The 20,210-nt window shown below is 26.3% G+C and carries 21 protein-coding genes and 1 pseudogene; 17 read left to right on the top strand and 5 right to left on the bottom strand.

Annotated features, from left to right (window positions below; translation table 11 throughout):
* Nucleotides 1-94: 94 nt before the first annotated feature.
* The 5 genes and pseudogenes from J2S18_RS15445 to J2S18_RS15425 form a co-directional block, all read left to right on the top strand.
* Nucleotides 95-931, top strand: a pseudogene (locus J2S18_RS15445) (PTS sugar transporter subunit IIB); the annotation flags it as partial.
* Between the two features lie 37 nt (nucleotides 932-968).
* Nucleotides 969-1,778: a PTS mannose/fructose/sorbose transporter subunit IIC gene (locus tag J2S18_RS15440; protein WP_307488170.1), complete on the top strand. Its 810-nt coding sequence runs from the start codon at nucleotides 969-971 to the stop codon at nucleotides 1,776-1,778.
* 19 nt (nucleotides 1,779-1,797) lie between these two features.
* Nucleotides 1,798-2,709 carry a PTS system mannose/fructose/sorbose family transporter subunit IID gene (locus J2S18_RS15435; RefSeq protein ID WP_307488168.1) on the top strand — a complete coding sequence of 304 codons (912 nt, stop codon included), beginning with the start codon at nucleotides 1,798-1,800 and terminating at the stop codon, nucleotides 2,707-2,709.
* Nucleotides 2,710-2,863: 154 nt separating this feature from the next.
* Nucleotides 2,864-3,238 carry a DUF956 family protein gene (locus J2S18_RS15430; RefSeq protein ID WP_307488166.1) on the top strand — a complete coding sequence of 125 codons (375 nt, stop codon included), beginning with the start codon at nucleotides 2,864-2,866 and terminating at the stop codon, nucleotides 3,236-3,238.
* Between the two features lie 394 nt (nucleotides 3,239-3,632).
* Nucleotides 3,633-4,730, top strand: coding sequence for a linear amide C-N hydrolase (locus J2S18_RS15425; RefSeq protein WP_307488165.1), 1,098 nt, complete (start codon nucleotides 3,633-3,635; stop codon nucleotides 4,728-4,730).
* A gap of 78 nt (nucleotides 4,731-4,808) precedes the next feature.
* Here the strand turns inward: J2S18_RS15425 and J2S18_RS15420 are convergent, their stop codons facing one another.
* Complete coding sequence (locus J2S18_RS15420; RefSeq protein WP_307488163.1) at nucleotides 4,809-6,065, bottom strand: cation:dicarboxylate symporter family transporter; 1,257 nt, start codon at nucleotides 6,063-6,065, stop codon at nucleotides 4,809-4,811.
* 587 nt (nucleotides 6,066-6,652) lie between these two features.
* Here J2S18_RS15420 and J2S18_RS15415 point away from each other — a divergent pair.
* The 3 genes from J2S18_RS15415 to J2S18_RS15405 all read left to right on the top strand — a co-directional run bounded on the left by J2S18_RS15415 (nucleotide 6,653) and on the right by J2S18_RS15405 (nucleotide 8,617).
* Nucleotides 6,653-7,063: a peptide deformylase gene (locus J2S18_RS15415; RefSeq protein ID WP_307488162.1), complete on the top strand. Its 411-nt coding sequence runs from the start codon at nucleotides 6,653-6,655 to the stop codon at nucleotides 7,061-7,063.
* 154 nt (nucleotides 7,064-7,217) lie between these two features.
* Nucleotides 7,218-7,916: a polyphosphate polymerase domain-containing protein gene (locus J2S18_RS15410; RefSeq protein ID WP_307488160.1), complete on the top strand. Its 699-nt coding sequence runs from the start codon at nucleotides 7,218-7,220 to the stop codon at nucleotides 7,914-7,916.
* A 35-nt stretch (nucleotides 7,917-7,951) separates the two neighbouring features.
* Nucleotides 7,952-8,617, top strand: a complete 666-nt coding sequence (locus J2S18_RS15405; RefSeq protein WP_307488159.1) for a DUF4956 domain-containing protein — start codon at nucleotides 7,952-7,954, stop codon at nucleotides 8,615-8,617.
* A 67-nt stretch (nucleotides 8,618-8,684) separates the two neighbouring features.
* Here J2S18_RS15405 and J2S18_RS15400 read toward each other — a convergent pair whose 3' ends face one another.
* The gene (locus J2S18_RS15400) at nucleotides 8,685-9,719 is read right to left on the bottom strand and encodes an anti-sigma factor domain-containing protein (protein WP_307488157.1); all 1,035 of its coding nucleotides are present in this window, start codon (nucleotides 9,717-9,719) and stop codon (nucleotides 8,685-8,687) included.
* 6 nt (nucleotides 9,720-9,725) lie between these two features.
* On the bottom strand, nucleotides 9,726-10,376 hold the full coding sequence (locus tag J2S18_RS15395) for a sigma factor (RefSeq protein ID WP_307488155.1): 651 nt from the start codon (nucleotides 10,374-10,376) through the stop codon (nucleotides 9,726-9,728).
* 331 nt (nucleotides 10,377-10,707) lie between these two features.
* On the opposite strand from J2S18_RS15395, the gene bsh reads away from it, so the two are divergent.
* From bsh to J2S18_RS15380, 3 genes are all read left to right on the top strand, one after another.
* Nucleotides 10,708-11,700 (top strand): choloylglycine hydrolase, encoded by a 993-nt coding sequence (gene bsh / locus J2S18_RS15390; protein ID WP_307488153.1) that lies wholly within the window; start codon nucleotides 10,708-10,710, stop codon nucleotides 11,698-11,700.
* 121 nt (nucleotides 11,701-11,821) lie between these two features.
* Nucleotides 11,822-12,307, top strand: a complete 486-nt coding sequence (locus J2S18_RS15385) for a hypothetical protein (RefSeq protein ID WP_307488152.1) — start codon at nucleotides 11,822-11,824, stop codon at nucleotides 12,305-12,307.
* A gap of 25 nt (nucleotides 12,308-12,332) precedes the next feature.
* Entirely contained in the window at nucleotides 12,333-13,076 is a 744-nt protein-coding gene (locus J2S18_RS15380; RefSeq protein WP_307488150.1) for a hypothetical protein, read from the top strand.
* 239 nt (nucleotides 13,077-13,315) lie between these two features.
* Here J2S18_RS15380 and J2S18_RS15375 read toward each other — a convergent pair whose 3' ends face one another.
* Nucleotides 13,316-13,417: a putative holin-like toxin gene (locus J2S18_RS15375; protein ID WP_307488148.1), complete on the bottom strand. Its 102-nt coding sequence runs from the start codon at nucleotides 13,415-13,417 to the stop codon at nucleotides 13,316-13,318.
* 228 nt (nucleotides 13,418-13,645) lie between these two features.
* On the opposite strand from J2S18_RS15375, the gene J2S18_RS15370 reads away from it, so the two are divergent.
* The 4 genes from J2S18_RS15370 (at nucleotide 13,646) to fliB (ending at nucleotide 16,869) form a co-directional block, all read left to right on the top strand.
* A complete protein-coding gene (locus J2S18_RS15370) occupies nucleotides 13,646-14,101 on the top strand; it encodes a LytTR family DNA-binding domain-containing protein (protein ID WP_307488147.1) in 456 nt (151 codons plus the stop codon).
* Nucleotide 14,102: 1 nt separating this feature from the next.
* On the top strand, nucleotides 14,103-14,801 hold the full coding sequence (locus tag J2S18_RS15365) for a LiaF transmembrane domain-containing protein (RefSeq protein WP_307488144.1): 699 nt from the start codon (nucleotides 14,103-14,105) through the stop codon (nucleotides 14,799-14,801).
* A 392-nt stretch (nucleotides 14,802-15,193) separates the two neighbouring features.
* Entirely contained in the window at nucleotides 15,194-15,616 is a 423-nt protein-coding gene (locus J2S18_RS15360; RefSeq protein WP_307488142.1) for a helix-turn-helix domain-containing protein, read from the top strand.
* A 23-nt stretch (nucleotides 15,617-15,639) separates the two neighbouring features.
* Nucleotides 15,640-16,869, top strand: a complete 1,230-nt coding sequence (fliB, locus tag J2S18_RS15355; RefSeq protein ID WP_307488140.1) for a flagellin lysine-N-methylase — start codon at nucleotides 15,640-15,642, stop codon at nucleotides 16,867-16,869.
* A 124-nt stretch (nucleotides 16,870-16,993) separates the two neighbouring features.
* On the opposite strand, the gene J2S18_RS15350 is transcribed toward fliB, so the two are convergent.
* A complete protein-coding gene (locus tag J2S18_RS15350; protein WP_307488139.1) occupies nucleotides 16,994-17,623 on the bottom strand; it encodes a GNAT family N-acetyltransferase in 630 nt (209 codons plus the stop codon).
* A 132-nt stretch (nucleotides 17,624-17,755) separates the two neighbouring features.
* Here J2S18_RS15350 and J2S18_RS15345 point away from each other — a divergent pair, with 132 nt between their 5' ends.
* Together J2S18_RS15345 and J2S18_RS15340 are read left to right on the top strand one after the other, a co-directional pair.
* Nucleotides 17,756-18,568, top strand: a complete 813-nt coding sequence (locus tag J2S18_RS15345; RefSeq protein WP_307488137.1) for a MerR family transcriptional regulator — start codon at nucleotides 17,756-17,758, stop codon at nucleotides 18,566-18,568.
* 220 nt (nucleotides 18,569-18,788) lie between these two features.
* The gene (locus J2S18_RS15340) at nucleotides 18,789-20,126 is read left to right on the top strand and encodes an MATE family efflux transporter (protein ID WP_307488136.1); all 1,338 of its coding nucleotides are present in this window, start codon (nucleotides 18,789-18,791) and stop codon (nucleotides 20,124-20,126) included.
* Nucleotides 20,127-20,210: the final 84 nt, after the last annotated feature.

Below are 20,210 nucleotides of genomic sequence, written 5' to 3'. Positions count from 1 at the left end.
CCTACTATAATTTTACAATGGAGGTTTTTTATTTTCTACTCACCGCTGAAAGCTTTTTAGAACCACCCGCATAGCAGGTGGTATTCTAAATACAATGAAAGATGCAATTGCATCCTTTGACAACCAAGATGAAGTTTTATTCTTAGTTGATCTTTGGGGTGGTACACCATTTAACCAAGCTAACAGTCTATTTGAAGAACATAAAGACAAATGGGCAATTGTAGCTGGTATGAATTTACCGATGGTTATTGAAGCTTATGCAGCTCGTCTTTCAATGGAATCCGCACAAGAAATTGCGGCTAGCATCATAGAATCATCTAGAGAAGGAGTTAAGGTTAGACCAGAAGCATTAGAACCAGTTAAAGATGATAAATCTTCAGCAGATTCTCAAAAACAATCTAATGCAGGTGCACCAGGATCATTTAAATATGTTTTAGCTCGTATTGATTCTCGTTTACTTCATGGTCAAGTAGCAACTGCTTGGACAAAAACTGTACAACCAACAAGAATTATTGTTGTATCAGATGCAGTAGCTAGAGATGAACTTCGTAAGAAGTTAATTCAACAAGCTGCTCCTCCAGGAGTTAAAGCTCATGTTGTTCCTATTGATCAAATGATTAAGCTTGCAAAGGATGATAAGCATTTTGGAGGACAACGTGCAATGCTTCTTTTTGAAAATCCAGAAGATTTACTTAAAGCAGTAGAAGGTGGAGTACCTCTAAAGACAGTTAATGTTGGATCTATGGCTCACTCTGCAGGTAAAGTTCAACCAAATAAAGTGCTTGCTTTCAGTCAAGAAGATATTGATACTTTTGAAAAACTTAAAAAAGCTGGATTAGATTTCGATGTTCGTAAAGTTCCAAATGATTCAAAGGGAAATATGGACGAAATTCTTAAAAAAGCACAAGACGAATTAAATAAATTAAAATAATAGATATTATTTTAATAGAAAAAGGAGGATTAACATAGTGGATCTAAATATAGTTCAAGTAATATTAGTTATTATTATTGCATTTTTAGCTGGGATGGGAGGAATCCTAGACGAATTCCAATTTCATCAACCTCTAGTTGCGTGTACTTTAATCGGATTGGTTACAGGTAACTTAATACCATGTCTAATCTTAGGTGGTACTCTTCAAATGATTGCCTTAGGTTGGGCAAATATAGGTGCGGCAGTAGCACCTGATGCAGCTTTAGCATCTGTTGCATCTGCAATTATTCTAGTTCTTGGTGGTCAACAAGGTAGAGCAGGAATTGATTCAGCTATCGCTATAGCAATTCCATTAGCAGTTGCAGGTTTATTATTAACAATCATTTGTCGTACAATTGCTACAGCATTCGTACATTTCATGGATGCTGCTGCAAAAGAAGGAAATATTAGAAAAGTTGAAATGTGGCAAATTATTGCTATTTGTATGCAAGGTGTACGTATAGCTCTTCCAGCAGCCTTAATTTTATTAATTGGTTCTGGTCCTATTAGTGCCTTACTTACTTCTATGCCAGCTTGGTTAACAGACGGTTTAGCAGTAGGTGGTGGAATGGTTGTAGCTGTTGGTTACGCAATGGTAATCAATATGATGGCAACAAAAGAAGTATGGCCATTCTTCGCAATTGGTTTTGTATTAGCAACTATTCCTCAAATTACACTTATGGGATTAGGTGCAATCGGTGTATCTATAGCGCTTATTTACTTAGCACTTAGCAAAAAAGGTGGTTCAGGTAATGGTGGTGGATCAAACACAGGAGATCCAGTAGGCGATATTATCGATAATTATTAGGAAGGGAGAGTAGACGAAAATGGAAAAAAAATTAAAGTTAACAAAAAAAGATCGTCTTTCTATTTGGTGGCGTTCAACTTTCATTCAAGGATCTTGGAACTATGAAAGAATGCAAAACGGTGGTTGGGCATTTTCATTAATTCCAGCAATTAAAAAATTATATAAAACTAAAGAAGACAGATCAGCTGCATTAACACGTCACTTAGAATTCTTTAATACTCATCCATATGTAGCTTCACCTATTATTGGAGTAACATTAGCGTTAGAAGAAGATCGTGCAAATGGATCACCAGTAGATGATGTAACTATTCAAGGTGTTAAAGTTGGTATGATGGGACCTTTAGCAGGTATTGGAGATCCAGTTTTCTGGTTTACAGTTAGACCAATATTAGGAGCATTAGGTGCTTCACTTGCTATGGCCGGTAATATTATGGGACCTATTATATTCTTCTTTGCTTGGAATATTATACGTATGGCATTTACTTGGTATACACAAGAACTTGGTTACAAAGCAGGTTCTCGTATTACAGAAGATTTATCAGGTAACTTATTACAAGAAATCACAAAGGGTGCATCTATACTTGGTATGTTCATCCTAGGATCATTAGTTAATAGATGGGTATCTATTAAGTTTACACCAGTAATATCATCAGTTCAGTTAAGTAAAGGAGCCTTCATTGATTGGGCTAACCTTCCAGCTGGATCAGAAGGTATTAAACAAGCATTAATGCAACAATCAGCTGGTTTATCATTAACTACTGATAAGGTTACAACATTACAAGGTAACTTAGATTCATTAATTCCTGGACTTGCAGGATTGTTATTAACACTTCTTTGTATGTGGTTACTTAAGAAGAAAGTATCTCCAATTATAATTATTCTTGCTTTATTTGTAATTGGTATTGTATTCCACGTAATAGGATTAATGTAATATTTTTAATTCAGCCTAGGTTAGTATAATATTTTTACTTAGCCTAGGCTTTTTTAAACACAAAAAAGTTAAATTTAAAATAAATTTTATGATATTATAAAGTATAAGAGTAGATAAAAATAAATGTATACTAAGTAGAAAAGAGGTAGAACGTATGGTTGAATCACTTAATACAAAAGTGGATTTAGTAATGGATGCAACAGCTTTTACAGGTCTTACAGATTATGGGAGAATAATGATTGGGGATAAGGCTTTTGAATTTTACAATTCTAATGATGCTAGAAAATTTATTCAAATCCCTTGGAATGAAGTTGATTGCGTAATTGTGTCTGTGGTACTAAAAGGAAAGTGGATTCCAAGATATGCAATTAAAACTAAGAAAAATGGTACATATTCCTTTGCATCTAAAGATCCAAAGAGAGTACTTCGTGCTATTAGAAATTATGTTGATCCAAATCACATAGTTAAGTCATTAGGCTTTTTTGATGTTGTTAAACGAGGAATAAAATCTATATTTAAGAAGAATTAATATTAAATATTTTGTATCATTGTGTTCAGGTATATGTAAATTATAGAGATAGAGCGTTTTCGTGTAAGGGAAGCGCTTTTTTTAATATTTTTCGATTAAGATAACTTTTTTATGAATATATAAAACTTATATCAAAGTACATAATAAGAAATATTTTATAGTTATTTTTATTTATTATTTATTTATTTAGGGTGTTAATATTAATACTATCAATATTAAAGTACTATATATAATAATATTGATATTTGTAATGTTTTATTAATAATACCATTATTAAACTTTTTTAAACATGGTTGAAAAAAGCCTAAAACTGTACGAAGATATATATATAGTAGTTATTAAAAATAAAAGTATATATAAATATAGTTATATATATTGGAAGGAAGTTATATATATGGGTAATAATATGGAGAATGTAAAGGAACTTGTAAATGACATGAATGCTGGATGCAGTTCAATAACTTGGACCACAGAAGATGGCAAGCATTTATGGGGAAGGAATTTTGACTTCAATCATATAGCTAATGGAAGTATGATAACTTATGTTCCAAAGGGAAAAGAATACTATGGTTGCGGTAATATATTAGAAAAGAACATAGATGAATCTTCAAAATTAACTTCTAAATATGGAGCTGTAGGAACAGGATCACTTTTAATGGAATCTACTCCTGTTTTATATGAAGGTATTAATGAAAAAGGATTAATGGGTGGTCAATTATATTATCGTAATTATGCTCATTATGAACCTAAAGCAAAGGACGGAACAATAGCAGTACAACCACCTTATGTTGTAACATACTTATTAACACAATGTGCAACTGTAGAAGAAGTTGTTGATGCTTTAACAAATAAAATAACAGTAGTTAACATACCAATGTTTGGAAGTGTAGGAACAGTTCATTGGTCATTTACAGATAAAACTGGAGAAACAGTAATAATAGAACCAGATGAAACTGGTATAACAATATATCGTAATGCAATGGGAGTATTAACTAATAGCCCAAGTTATGCATGGCATAAATTAAATTTATATAATTACTTTAATATAAGAGATTTAGATTATGATTCTTTAAGTGTTAATGGATTTACTTTAGAACAATGTGCATCAGGAAATGGTACTTTAGGACTTCCAGGAGATTCTACATCTCAATCTAGGTTTGTAAGACTTGCATTCTTAAAGAAATATGGAGTTAAGGGTAAAACAGAAGAAGAAGGAATTACTTATGGAATACATTTATTTAATAATGTAGCAATGCCTTTAGGTATGGTAAGAGTTTCAGAGCCAGGAGATTTAAAACATGCTTCAGGTGTAGTTCCATTTGATTATACAGTATATACTTCAATGATGTGTGCTGAATCATTAAAATTCTATTGGGTAACTTATGAAAATCAAACAGTACAATGTGTAGATTTAAATGATTTATTAAGTAAAAATGATTATGCACAATTTGATCTTGGAAGAGTAACTGAATTTAAATATTTAACAAAATAATAAATAAGATTTATATTAAAAAGCTGTATCAGAGAAAGATTTTAAATCTTTTTTGATACAGCCTTTTTATTTTAAAAACTATGCTATTTCACTAATTTCGATAGCTTCTTCATTTGGAGTAAATTCCTTTTCCCACTTAGAAATAACAACAACAGCCAGTGAATTTCCAAGTACATTAACAACAGTTCTTGCCATATCAACAATACGATCTATACCTGCAATAAAGGCAACTCCTGCTACTGGAATTCCTAAAGAACCAACAGTTGCTAAAAGCACTACAAAAGATGCACCAGGAACACCTGCCATACCCTTTGAAGTAAGCATTAATACAAGTACTAAATTAATTTGAGCAGAAAGTGGTAGATGAATTCCATATATTTGAGCAATAAAAAGTGCTGCAATAGATTGGTATAAAGTAGATCCATCTAAGTTAAAGGAATATCCTGTTGGAACAACAAAGGATGTAATTGACTTAGGACATCCAAACTTCTCCATCTTCTCCATTAGTTTTGGTAAAACTGCTTCAGAACTTGCTGTAGTGTAAGCTAAAATAAGTTCGTCTTTTAAAAGTTTTATAAGTGATAGTATACTTGTTCCTGCCATCTTTGCAACAAAGCCAAGAACAAAAAATACAAAGAAGAACATTGCACCATAAACAGTGATAATTAATTTCCCTAAAGGAATTAATGAAGCTAATCCAAATTTAGCAACTGTTACACCTATTAAACCAAATACACCAAGTGGTGCAAGTTTCATAATTTGATTAGTTACCCAAAACATTGCATCAGCTATTCCTTGGAATATTGCAAGAACAGGCTTTCCTTTTTCTCCAATTGCAGCTACACCTAATCCAAGCATAACTGAAAAGAAAATAACAGGAAGTAAATCTCCTTTTGCAAGAGATTCAAAAATGTTAGTTGGAACAATATTTATAAATGTATCCATAAATCCATGGTTAGATGCAGCTTCTGCTGTATGCATATATTTATCAATATTAGTAGTTGCAAGATTGCTAATGTTTACTCCATTTCCTGGATGAACTAAATTAGCTACAATTAAACCTATTATAATAGCAAAGGTAGTTACAATCTCAAAATAAAGTATTGTTTTACCACCTATTTTTCCTAATTTTTTAATATCCCCAACTCCTGCAACACCAACAACAAGTGATGAGAAGACAATAGGAACAACAATCATTTTAATTAATCTTATAAAAATATCGCCAAATGGCTGTAAATATGAAGTAATAGCTTGATTACCATAAAAAACAGCTCCTACTATAATACCAAGAACAAGTCCAAGTATAATTTGAAACGCTAGTCCTAATTTTTTCATTTGTTTAATAGCCCCCTTGAATGCTTATAATGTAAATGTCATTGTATAAATTTCCTTAAATTGCATAAATGCAAGAAATGTATATGTAAAAATTCATTTTACAGACTATAGTATATCATAAAAAAGCAAAATTAATCTTATATTTTGAAAAAAATATAAATTAATATATGTATTTTTGATTAAAAATTAAAGCAAATGTAGAGAAAATTGATGAAAATCCTTCATTTATATTAAAAAATGCAAGTTTCACGTTAAAAAGAAGAGAATATATGCGAATAATATATATAAATGCAAAATATTTTCCATAATAATGAATTTGACTTTAAGTTAGTGAAATTATGGATTTTTGAAATAAATTTTAATATAAAATTGCAAATATAAAATTATGAGTATTAAAGTATTATATTGATATTTTAGTTTATGTAATTAGTAGAACCTGCGTTGTAACACAATAGTGTATATTTTTATTTAAACTATGTTGAATTTATTTATGTTAGAGTACAATCTTAATGTATAATTTAATAAGACGAAATAAAGAATTATATTATTAATATTAGTTACTTAAATATAGAAAGGTTGGAGGAAAGATGATAAAACCAGTAGTAAAAGATATATTATTTTTAGGGCAAAAATCAGAACCTGCAAGTAAAAAAGATATATCAGTTATTGATGATTTAGTAGATACATTGAGAGCAAATTTAGAAGGCTGTGTTGGAATGGCTGCAAATATGATAGGAATAAAAAAGCGCATATTAGTATTTAGTTTAGGAAACATTATAGTGCCTATGGTAAATCCAAAGATATTAAAAAAAGAAAATATTTATGAGACAGAAGAAAGTTGTTTATCTTTAACAGGTTTTAGAAAAACAAAGAGATATGAAAAGATAGAAGTAGAATATTATGATAAAAATTTCAAAAAGCATAAAGACGTATTTACAGGATTTACGGCACAAATTATTCAACATGAAATGGATCATTTTGAAGGTATAATAATATAAAATTATATGATTAAAAATAGATTTTTAAAAGTGGACTTAATTGTCTACTTTTATTTTTTTATATAATAATGAGAAATATTTATAAAAAAGGTCCCTAAATAAAAAATTCAATTTGTATTATATAGTGAGAAACAAATTAGAGGGGGTGAAATTTATGTTATCAGTATCTAGAAAAGAGGTTAAATATTTAGTTTCAAGCAAAGATAGAATTTATCTATTAAATAGCTTAAGTAAAATATTAACTCCAGATGCATATGGTGATTATAATGGATACAAAACAAGAAGTGTTTATTTTGATAGCATTGATAATAATGACTTTAGAGAAAAATTAGTTAAAAAAGAGAAAAAGAAAAGGGTGAGATTAAGAATATACAATGAAACTGATAATTTTGCTAAGTTTGAAATCAAAAGAAAATATTTAGAAAGAGAACTAAAAGAAAGTATAAAAATAACAAAAGAGGATGCTATAAAGTTAATAAACAAAGATTATTCAGTATTACTAAATTACAAAGATAATCCTTTATCAAAATATGCATATGATTTAATGAAAACTAAAGCTTATAGACCAGTTTCAATGGTGGAATATGATAGGAGAGCTTTTACCCATGAATTTTTTAATACAAGAATAACTATTGATAATAATTTAAGATTTACTAATTTTAATTATGATTTGTTTAATAAGGATATAAATTTTAATAAATGCTTAGATTCAGATAAAAGCATACTTGAAGTTAAATATGATAGATTTCTATTTTGGCAGATACAAGAAGTTTTATCTAAATGCGATTTTTCTGGTAAACCACCAAGTAAGTTTGGAACTTCAAGACAATTATTAAATACATATTATTATTAAAAGAATCAAGAAAGTTTAACTGAGGAGGAAATTTTATGAATCAATTTTTCAATCAAAATTTAAATATTTTATCAAAGGCAGCTAGAGATCCAAGCAATATTTTAAAGGCAATTTTACTTACTAGTATTTTTTCTGTAATAATTTACGTTACTTATAAATTATCCTATGATAAATTACATTATAATAAAAAGTTTAATATAACACTTGTTATGATTTCATTTATTACAACAGTACTTATGATATTAGTGCAAATAAATATAGCTATGTCATTAGGTATGCTTGGTTCTTTATCCATTGTTAGATTCAGAACTAATGTTAAGGATACTAGGGACATAGGATTTATATTTTGGAGTATCTTTACAGGATTAGCTGCTTCTGCTGGAGAGGTGTTTTTATGCTGCGTAAGTTCTTTAATAATATCTGCTTTTATGATTATTACAAGTCAAGTTAAGCTTAAAAACAATAAGTTATTACTTGTAATAAGAGGTAAACATATAGATTTAAATGATATTGAAGAAATATTTTCAAAGGAGAAAATTAAAAATAATATTAAAGCTAAAAATATACTAAATGATTCCTTTGAATTAGTATATGAAATAAATACATCAAAAAATAAAGAAAATCTATTAATTAATAAATTAATAGAATCTAATGAAATAGATAGTGTAAATTTATTAACTCCAACTACTGAAGTAGTATAAAAGGAATAAAAAATAGGACTTCCTCTAATGGTTTTTAATACCATAGAGGAAGTCCTATTTTTAATATTTAATCATCATCTGAATCTTCTTTATTAGTAGTTTTTATATCTTCTAAATCATCTTTATCAGTATCTTTGCTACTACTTTTTTTATCTTCTAAATTTTCCTTATCATCATCTTTATCATTGTCCTTTGACTTTTTTAAGGAATCTTTATCATTATCACTTTTTTCTATATTTTTTGAGTCATCCTTATCCTTATCTTTACTTTCTTTAGTATCTTCTAAATCTTTTTTACTAGATTTACTATTTTCATATTTATCCTCATATCTATCTTCAATTTCATCTTTTATTTCTTCATTTAGATAAGTTGGAGTACCTTTTTTGTTTAGTAATTTTATAAGCTCATCTACAGACATATTTTCTATTTTATCATCTAAATCATCACCTAATTCTTCTGAAATCTTATATCTTCCAATACTTAAGCCTTTATTTTCAGCCTTTTTAGTATCTTCTTTATTAGAATTAATATAAACAATTTTAAAGCCTTTAAAGTTATCTTTTACTATATTTTTTATATTATCTTCAAATGCTTTATTATGATTATTTCCTAAAAATGCAAAGCCTAATATAATAGAATCTTTATTTTTAATTTTCTTATTATTTTCAATAGATGTTTTTAATGATTTTATAACTTCATCAAAGCTTTTACCTTTAAAATTATTTAGATCCATATTTTTGCCGTCATTATTAAGGCCTTTTACATTTAATACAGTTTCATTTTCATCAACTTCAATTCCTATACTTGGATTTATATCCAATGTTACTAATGCATAAGGTGATGAAGTAGTATTTATATTTTTACTTGGTAAATTCATTAGTACTGCAAAAAATATTAATGCAGCTGTAACTATTGGCAAAATGAAAGTTTTCTTTTTAAATTTAAGTAACTTACTATCTTTTATAATATCTTCATCAGAGAAGAATATTGCATCTCCAACATTTAATTTATGTTTTAGTTTAATTTTATTTATGTTGCCACTGCTATCCATAACAAGGGCATATTTTTCTTTAATTTCTACAACTATACCTTTATAATACATATGTACTTACCCCTTTATCCAAAGTATTAAATTTCTATATTTTTTAAAGAAGATTATTATAAGAGAAATTATAAATTTTTTACTTCTTTTTAATACTTTTTCTGATACTAAATATTTTAGAGACATATTTCTTATTGGGAGTCTCCTTTTTTCATACATAAAATCAGTTACTTCTGAGTCTTCACTTGCTTTTTCTGAAATTTTAATTGCATTTTCTTTAGTATCTTTATGTTTTGGAGAGCTATTAGCTAAATCTTCTAAGGTTAAGCTAAATAGATTAAGCTCTTTTTTAAACCTATCTATTTCAATTAATAGTTCAGTTTTATCTTCTATTGGATTAGATATTAAGTTAGTTACATCAACTCCCATATCATTATATAAATCTATGGAAACAGTATTTTTATGTTTATTTTCTTTTTTTAAATAGTTTTTTATTCTGCTTTCAATTACAAGTTTAGCAAAACAAATAAAATCTCCTTTGCTTTCATCATACCTTTCTAAGGCCTCTAAAAAAGCACAAAGTCCTATACTAAACTCTTCATCATTTTCAATTGAAACATATCTTCCTGTTATTTTTGAAATTGTATTTATTATGATACCTAAATTATTTTCAATAAACTCATTAATATTTTGGTCTAAAAATAACTTGTTTTTCATATCCTAAATCTTCCTATTCAAATAGTATTTACTAAAATTATACTATATAATTGGAAGGTTTTATTTATTTTCTATATTAAAAGTATTTTTTTGTATTATTAAAAAAGTTTTATTTAAATTTACATATAAAATTATCAATTTAAATAACAAAAAATAATGAATTTAATATATTTTTATATAGTTAAAACAAATTGTTGGCAATATTTATGTTTATAACATTCAAAACAATAAATATTATGATTAAAACTATAAAATAAGTAAAATAATAAATTTGTAAAAAAATTTCAAACTGATATATTATTATTTAAATAGAGAAATAAGGAGTGATTTTATGTGTACAGGATTAACACTAGAGACAAAAGATGGTTTGCATTTATTTGGTAGAAATATGGATATTGAATATTCATTTAATCAATCTATAATGTTCATTCCAAGAAATTTTACATGTACTAATTCAGTTTCTAATAAACAATTAACAACAAAATATGCTTTAGTTGCTATGGGAACAACCTTTAATAATTATCCAGCTTTAGCAGATGGAATGAATGAAAAAGGTTTAGCTTGTGCAGGATTAAATTTTCCACAATATGCATACTTATCAAAAGAAAGAGCAGAAGGAAAGGAAAATATTCCAGCCTATGATTTTATTTTATGGATTTTAGCAAACTTTAGTAACATAGAAGATTTAAAGAAAGAGTTATTAAATGTAAGATTAGTAGATGAAAGAATTGATAAAAATATACCTAATTCAACACTTCATTGGATGGCAACAGATGTAACAGGAAAATCTATAGTAATTGAACAAACAAAGGAAGAAGGATTACGTGTTTTTGATAACAATGTAGGAGTTCTTACAAATTCACCAGAATTTCCTTGGCATATAACTAACTTACATCAATATGTTGGAATGAATTATAATCAAGTTTCATCATATAAATTAAGTAATGAAAACTTAAATGCTTTAGGGGAAGGAACAGGTTTAATTGGATTACCTGGAGATTTTACCCCAGCATCTAGATTTATAAGAGCAGCATTTTTTAGAGATGCAATTATGAAAAATGATAAAGATACAATTGATATTATGGAATTTTTCCATATATTAAATAACGTTGCTATGGTAAAGGGTGCAGTTAGAACAGCAGAAGAAAAGAGTGATATAACTCAATATACAAGCTGTATGAACTTGGAAAAAGGTATTTACTATTATAATACTTATGAAAATAATCAAATAAATGCAATAGATATGAATAAAGAAGACTTAGATGGTAAAGAAATGAAGATGTTTAAGTATAATACAACTTTAAATGTAAACTTTGAAAATTAATGTATAAAAAATATTAAGTTTAAATGTGGAATTAGAAGGATAGCTACATATAGTTATATCCTTCTTTTTTATATATAGAAGGATAAGTGAAAATAAGATACTAGAAAAAGGTATACACTTTATGGAAGGGAAGGCATATGATAAAGCTTTAGTTTTATTTGATTTGGATTATAAGTCAAAAAATAAAGAAGCATTAGAATACAAAGATATGATAAAGGAATACTTATATTCTAAAAAGCTATTTAATGAAAATAAAATAGAAGAGGCAAAAAATGAAATTAAAAAAATTAAAGATGAAATAAAATACATAGAAGATGAGAAAATAAATCCAAAGGAAGCAAAAAGAATTAGAGAAGAGAAAAAAGAAATTTTAGAAAATAAAAGTCATTGGAATACATTTTATAAAGCTGTTCAATTAGTTAATGGAGTATTACCAGAAGGAACTGACTTTACATATGAATGTATTATGGATAAGGATAAAATCCAATATTATCAATTTTTAGATACTGATTTAGTAAGATATGCTGTACCTTTGAAAAAAAGTGATAATGTATATTTAATAGTAAGTAGTTATGGAGATCCTATACTTAAACTAATAAATGATTAATATATTATTTTTTGGAGATGTTAATATGAAAAATACACTGTATGATTATAAAGAAGCAATTAAAAAATTACCTTTAAAAGATAAATACACAAAGGAAGAGTTATTAATAAAAGACTTTTTAATTGATAAGAAAGATAATATAGAAATATATTATGCTCCACATAATGAGTACAAAAATAAAAGGGCCAAAATATTTATAATTGGAATAACTCCAGGTTTTGCTCAAATGAATACAGCTATGGTAACTGCAAGGAAAGAGCTTGAAATAAGTGATAATATTGAAGAAATCCAATATAAATGTAAGGTAGCAGGACGCTTTAGTGGTACTTTAAGAAAGAATATAATTAGTATGTTAGATAATATAGAGCTTAATAAGGCACTTAATATAAAAAGTTCTAGTGAGTTATTTGGAGATAAAGATTATTTAATGCATACAGTATCATTAATACCTTATCCTACATTTATAAAAAATCAGAATTATTCAGGTCATACTCCAAAGTTAATTAAGAGTGATTTTTTAATGAAGTATGTTTATGAAAATTTTATTGATGAATTTAAAAGCTTAGACAACTTTAATAATATATTACTAATACCATTAGGTAGAGCTGTGGAGGATGTTTTATTAAAACTTAAAGATGATGGAATTATAAATGAAAGTCAAATCCTTAAAGGATTTCCTCATCCCTCAGGTGCAAATGTAAATAGGATACCTCAGCTTAATGAAAATAGAGAAGATATGATTAAGTTTATAAAAGAAAAAAATTTCTAAATTAAAATACAAATATATACTGTAAAATTTTATATGTTTATTTTTTATAGAATCTTGATATAATATAAGTAAGAAAACAAGTCTATGAAATAGAATATTGGAATTTAGAAGTAAAAAAATAGGGCTTAAAACATACTGCTAATATGGTTTAAGCACCTTATATATAATACAGTTGTTTATGCAACTGGTATCACTAGTATTTCATAAAAATAGTAGCTATCCAATTGAGCTTTGGGCTACTATTTTTTTGCGATTTTTTCTATAAGCGTAACAATAAATGTTAAAAATGCTATTAAGAATATACCAGCTGTAAATAGTAACATTAAATTATCGTTACTCATATGTATCACCTCCCTTCAAAAAGAGGTAAGTGATACCAGTAGCCCACAAACAACTATAAAATTATACTTCAGAATTATAACATAATTTGAGATATATTATATAGAGGTATAAAATGGGAAAAATCATATAAAAGAAGACCACTTACGTGAAATAAAGAACCACTTACTGTTGTTATATTTACAATAAAAAATGGAATAAATATAATAGGAATTGTGGAGAGTGAAAATATGAAAATACGTATTGAAGTAGATAATAAGATTAAAGAAAATGAAATTATTATTAAATGCAGTGAAATTAACAAGGATATTGAAAATATTAAAGTTATGATTGAAGATATGTTATCATGCAATGATTGTATAATTGCCTACAGGGGAGATACTCAGTATAATATTTCTCTTAGCAAAATATTATTTTTTGAAACTGAAGAAAATAGGATTTGTGCACATACCATTGATAATATATACAATGTGAAATATAGACTTTATGAACTTGAGGAATTTTTGCCTCAGTATTTTATGCGTGTTTCAAAATCAACAATTTTAAATATAAATCATATTTACTCCATAACACATAGCATAGCATCATCAAATAGGGTAGAGTTTCAAAACACTCATAAGCAAGTATATGTTTCAAGATATTATTATAAGTTATTAAAAGTTAAATTATCAGAAAGGAGGAAATAAAATGAAAAGAGAAAGAATTTTTTGGGGAGTACTATTTATATTAATAGGTATATTTCTAATTGTAAGTAAGCTTGGTTATTTTCCTAATGTAAATGTATTTAGTTTACTTGTAACAATCTTTTTAGTGGTAATTATTATAAAAAGTTTGATACGTCTTAACTTTGCAGGTATATTATTTCCTATTGCATTTATATGCATAATATATGATAAACAATTAGGTATTACAAACATTACACCTTGGACAGTGTTAATTGCAGCTACCTTTGGAAGTATTGGTTTATCTATGATTTTTCATAGACCTATGAAATGTATCAATAATAAAGATAATTACAAAAATAAAAACTATGAGAGAATAAATGTAGAAGACGAAAATTATGTTAAATTTGATAATTCATTTTGTGCTAGTATAAAATATATAAATACAAATAAATTTGAGCAAGGAGATTTTAATTGTTCATTTGGAGCTTTAAAAGTATATTTTGATAATGCCATTATGAATAGTGATACTGCTACAGTTAGGATTGATGCTTCTTTTTCAGGAGTAGAATTATATATACCAAAAAATTGGAATGTTCAGGATAAAACTAATGTGTTTTTAGGTAGTGTTACTGAAAAAAATAAAACTAATGAAATAATAACAAACACTTTAATATTAATTGGAGATGTAAGTTTTTCAGGAGTAGATATAATATATGTATAATATAGATTAGATTGAACGTTATTTAAAGCCATGTAGGAGTATATTCTATATGGCTTTATTAATGTGTTTTAGTTGAATGTTTAGATAGATATTAGAGATTTACTTAGTTTGCAAAGAGGATTTCTACTAGTTATTTTAAAATAATAGCTAAGACTTTTAAACTCTATTCCATGGAACAGAAAAAGTCTTTTAATCATATTATTTTTACATAGACTAGGGGTAGTAGCAGTAATGCAACTATTAGTTAACAGTATGCAACTATAAAGTTATTGTATATATTTAGAAGTTTAAATATAATTTAAGTTGAGATGAGGTGGTTATGTTTGAGTTTAGGGGAAAATATAAAAAGACTAAGAAAAGAAAAAAATTTATCCCAAGAACAATTAGCTTAAATGCTAAATGTATCTAGACAAGCTATATCAAAATGGGAATCAGGAACTACATATCCAGATATAAGTAATCTTGTTTTATTAAGAAATATATTTGATGTAACATTAGATAATTTAGTAATGGATGAAAGCGAAAATAGTGATAAAATTAAAAATAGTAAAACAGTAGATAACAATTTCGAAGAACTAGAAGATCATAAAATTTTAAATAGTGAGTGTAAAAGTTTAGAAGATGAAAATGAAGAAGATGATGATGAGCTTTTTAGTAGTTTAATGGTTGGCGGGTTTGTTATTGGAATTGGAGCAGGATTTATTACAGGTAATTTTATGCTAGGAACAGCTTTTAGTTTTATTGGAATGGGTATAGGATATATATTAAAGATTACTAAGAAGGATTATAAGAAAACAAATATAAAGGAAAAATAATTTATTTGTAAAGGAAGTATACAATGGAAAAGAGTATAAAAAAAAGATATCCAAAATATCTTAAGGAGTTTAAATGTATAGGGGGAGAATGTACAGATAGTTGTTGTATTGGTTGGGATATAGAAATTGATAAGGCAACTTTTAAGGAATATTATAAAGTTCAAGATAAAGAAATGAAAAAAATGTTCCAAAAGAATGTTCATAATAATGATAATTACATAAGTCCTAATATAGATTATGGAAAAGTAAAATTAAAAAAGGATAAAAGATGCCCATTTTTAGATGATGAAAATTACTGCATTATATATTCTAAGCTTGGAGAAGAATATCTTTCAAATGTTTGTACATGTTTCCCAAGGATACTTAATAAAGTAGATGGATATTATGAAATGTCTTTAGATGTTTCTTGCCCAGAAGCTGCAAGAATTCTTTTATTAAAGGAAGAAGGAATTAAATTCGAAGAATGTACAGAGGTTTTAGGAAAGCATATAGTATCAAGTGAAATAGATACTAAATCTAAGGAATTTAGCAATTCATCTATAAAGTATTTTAAAGAGATTAGAGATTTAAGCATTAAAATAGTGCAAAACAGAAAGTTTGATTTAAATGAAAGACTTTATATACTAGGAGAATTTATAAATAAGTTAGAGGATGAACTTAAATATAACTTTAATAATGTACCTAAATTTATTAAAGAATATAATATAGACTTAGTTAAGGAGCCTTATGAAAAAGATGAGTTAAGTTATATTCTTCAAATGGATTTTTTCCAAAAAACACTGAAGTTTTTTAATAAATTTAGAGAAGTAGATAGTATTGTCTTTAATGAAGATACAAATAAAGCAATAGAAGGATTTAAACTTGAAGAGGAAGGAAACCTAAGTAAATATTCAAAGGTTTATATAGAAGCCTTTAAAAATTATACTGAAAAGTTTATAAAAAATAATAGTTATATATTTGAGAATTATTTAGTGAATTTTATGTATAATGATATGTTCCCTTTTTCTGAAACTGAATCAGTATTTGATGGATATATTATGCTTTTAATGAGATATTCCCTTATTAGATTTTATTTAGTTGGAAAATATTTATACAATAAACAGGATTCTATTGAAGAAATAGTTCAATTTATTCAAGTTTTTTCAAAGGGAATGGGACATCATAAAAGTTATTTAGTTGATATATTAAAGTATATAAAAGAAAAGGAATTTAATAATATAGAGTTTGCTAAAATACATTTACCTAAGATGTAAAATTTGTATTTTGAGTAAGTATTGATTTTAGAAGTCCTTTAAACATATTTAATTTTGCAGAGAGTTTTATAAAAGCTTAGAGTAGCCTAAGAGTTATAGCTTAAAGGCTACTCTATTTCATTAGTTAAAAATTATATCCGTACAAAAATACGTTAAGCTTTGAATTTAAAGAAGTGAAAGTAATTTCTTTTTCATTTAGACGCTTAAAGTTTTGACTATCATAAAATCCATAGTTACATCTAGTATCTGTATATAAGTACAGGGATTTTACATCTCTACTTTTCATATAGTTAAATAAATGATTAATTAGAGTTTTGCCAACGCCAAGTCCTCTAGATTCTTTAGATACAATAAATAATTGTATTGCACCTTGAAAGTTATCTTCTTTTCCTTCTATAATTTCCTTATAGGTATCTGTGATTTTTAATAATTCTTGTATTATTATCTGATTTTCTTCATTATCCATAATTAAAGCAAGATTTTCCTCTTCATTATTTAAAATTTTATTAGGTTCTTCTAAAATATTTTCATCATTTTCTGCTTTCCCTAAAATAAAACCAATTAGTTTATTATCTTTTTCTGCTACTTTACTAAAGGAACTTTCCAAAATGCAGTCTTTCATATAAGAATCTAATACTGAATCTAAAAGTGTCTTATTTTTAATAAATTCATTAAAGCCAAAAGCTTCACCAATTAACTCTTTTATAGTCCCATAATCCTCTTTAACTAAATCTCTATAAATTACCTTATTCATAGTTACACCAAACCCTTTCATATTAAAAATTAAATTTGTATTTTATGGTAAAAACATCTTATAATGATAGTAATGTGTTCTCTAAGGGGAGAGTCAACAATAAAATTAAAAATATTAAAGGAAGTTATTAAGATGAAAAATTTATTTTCTATTGGTGAAGTTTCAAAGATTAAAAAGATAACTATAAAGGCTTTAAGATATTATCATAAAATGGGTATTCTTATTCCAAGTTATGTTGATGAAGAAACAGGTTATAGATATTATTCTATAGATCAGTTTATTTATATAGATATTATAAAAGGATGTAGAGCCTTAGGAACAAGTATAAAGGAACTTCAAGAAATTTTTAAGGAATGTAACACTGATAAACTACTAAAATTTTTAGAAATAAAGAAAGACGAAGCAGAAGAAAATATAAAGAAAATGAAAGAAATAATTAAAAATATTGATGACTTAAATGAAACAGTAAAAACCTCTAGAAGAATATTAGAAAATGATGAAATCACCACTAAATTTTTTCATGAGCGTCATATAATTACAGCACCATGCAAAGAGGCGGGTAGTTTAAAGGAATTACTTTATTATTCAAATTTAGAGAAAATAATTCAAGAGAAAGATATAAAGATATCTTTAGATAGAGGAATAGTATATGAATTTAATTCAAAAGAAGACATAAAGCCAGTATATGTGTTTAATGGTTTAAAGGAACTTAAAAATATAAATATAGATTCAGAAGATAATATAAAAGTATTACCAAAAGGAAAATATTTAACGCTAAATTATAGCAAAGATAATGAGGATGAACGTATTAAAAAAATAGTTAATTATGCAAAGGAACATAATTTAAATATTAAGAGTTTTATTGAAATAGAGCTTTTTAATGAACTTTTTAATACAGAGTCTTATAACTGCCAAATTCAAATTTTTGTAGAGGATAATAATTAAATGGGATAGATTTAGGAAATGGTAAAATTAAAATAATTCATACTCCTGGATATTTATGGGGTCATATGTATTTTATTGTAAATAAGTTTTATAATAGAAGTAATATATTTAAATTTAAGATTAAAGTAAAAACTTTATATAATGTAATTAAGGAGTTGATAAAATGGTTTATGCGCCTGTATTTTCCCTTCTTTTTAAATAAAAAAGAAGGGTGGTTTAAATGATAATAAAAAACTTAATAAATAAATTTAATAATTTAGAATACAAAAAAATAAATAATATAGCAATTCCTTTAATGCTTAATAATGTTTCATCTATGATTATTGGACTTTGTGATGAAGCCATGATTGGAAGAGTATCATTAATAGGATTTGCAGCAGTTTCTATTATAGTAACTACTGTAAATAGTATAACCGGAGTGCTTGGTTCAATTTCAGTTGGATTTAATATAATTGGTTCAAGGTGCAGAGGAGAAAATAATTATGGTAAGTTAAAAAATAACTTTATCCTTAATATATTTATAAGTATATTAATTGGATTAATATTTTTCCTAGGAGCTTTAAGATTTGGAAGCTTTTTTATAGAAAAATTATATGGGCTAAAAGGTGAGATTTTAGTTCAAGCAGTGGAGTATTTTAATATATTTAGTTTGTCTCTTGGACTAAATATGATACTTTTTACCTTTTCTTCTTATTTTAAAATTATAAATAAAACAAAAAATATATTGTATGGAAATATAGTAGCATCAGTATCCAATGTATTTTTTGACTATATATTTATATTTGGAAAATTTGGTTTTCCAAAGCTTGGTATTAAGGGAAATGCAATTGGTTCCATATTAGCCTTAGTTTTAAATGTTTTAATATATATAGTTTTTATAAGAAAAGATGGTATTTTAAAAATTTCTAATATTAAAATACTTGAAAATTTTAAAGAAACAATAAAGATATCATTACCAATAATAGGACAAGAGATACTTGAATCAACATTAATAGTTATAGCTATTAATTCAATTTTAGCTAGGTTAGGAGTGATAGAAGTTTCGGTATATAATTTACTCCTATCAATAGTGGGTATTGCATCAATGCCAATTTATTCTTATTCGCAGGCATCTTTAACAATAATAGCAGAAGACTTAGGAGCTAATAATACTAGTGGCATAAAGATAACTCCTAAAAAATGTTTAGTATTTGCAGCAATATTTTATTTAACTCTATCAATAGTGTTTTTAGTATTTAGGGAGTATGTACCATATATAATAACAGATAATAGAGAGCTGGTTAAAAATTCTATTACTTATATGCCAGCAGTTTTTAGTGTAAATCTCTTTTTTATTCCATTAACTATATATAAATATAGCCTTCAAGGAATAGGAGATGTAAATTGGGTGTTTTTTGCCTCAATAATAATTAACTTTATAGGTCTAGGGTTTATAATTTTATTTACAGAAGGATTAAAGTTAGGTTTATATGGGGTATATATTGGTATGGCATTAAATTATATGATAATATCAATAGCATTTTATTTTAGATATAAAAAGTGTTTAATTAGAAAATAATATATTAGGCTATATTTTAAGCTAGTGGTAGTTTTAGAGGTTCCTTTAAAATAATTACTATATAATAAATATAGCCTATTTTAG

It is taken from the genome of Eubacterium multiforme (genome assembly GCF_030813415.1).
GTDB classification, from domain to species: Bacteria; Bacillota; Clostridia; order Clostridiales; family Clostridiaceae; genus Clostridium; species Clostridium multiforme.
This window is presented reverse-complemented; position numbering and strand designations above follow the sequence as displayed.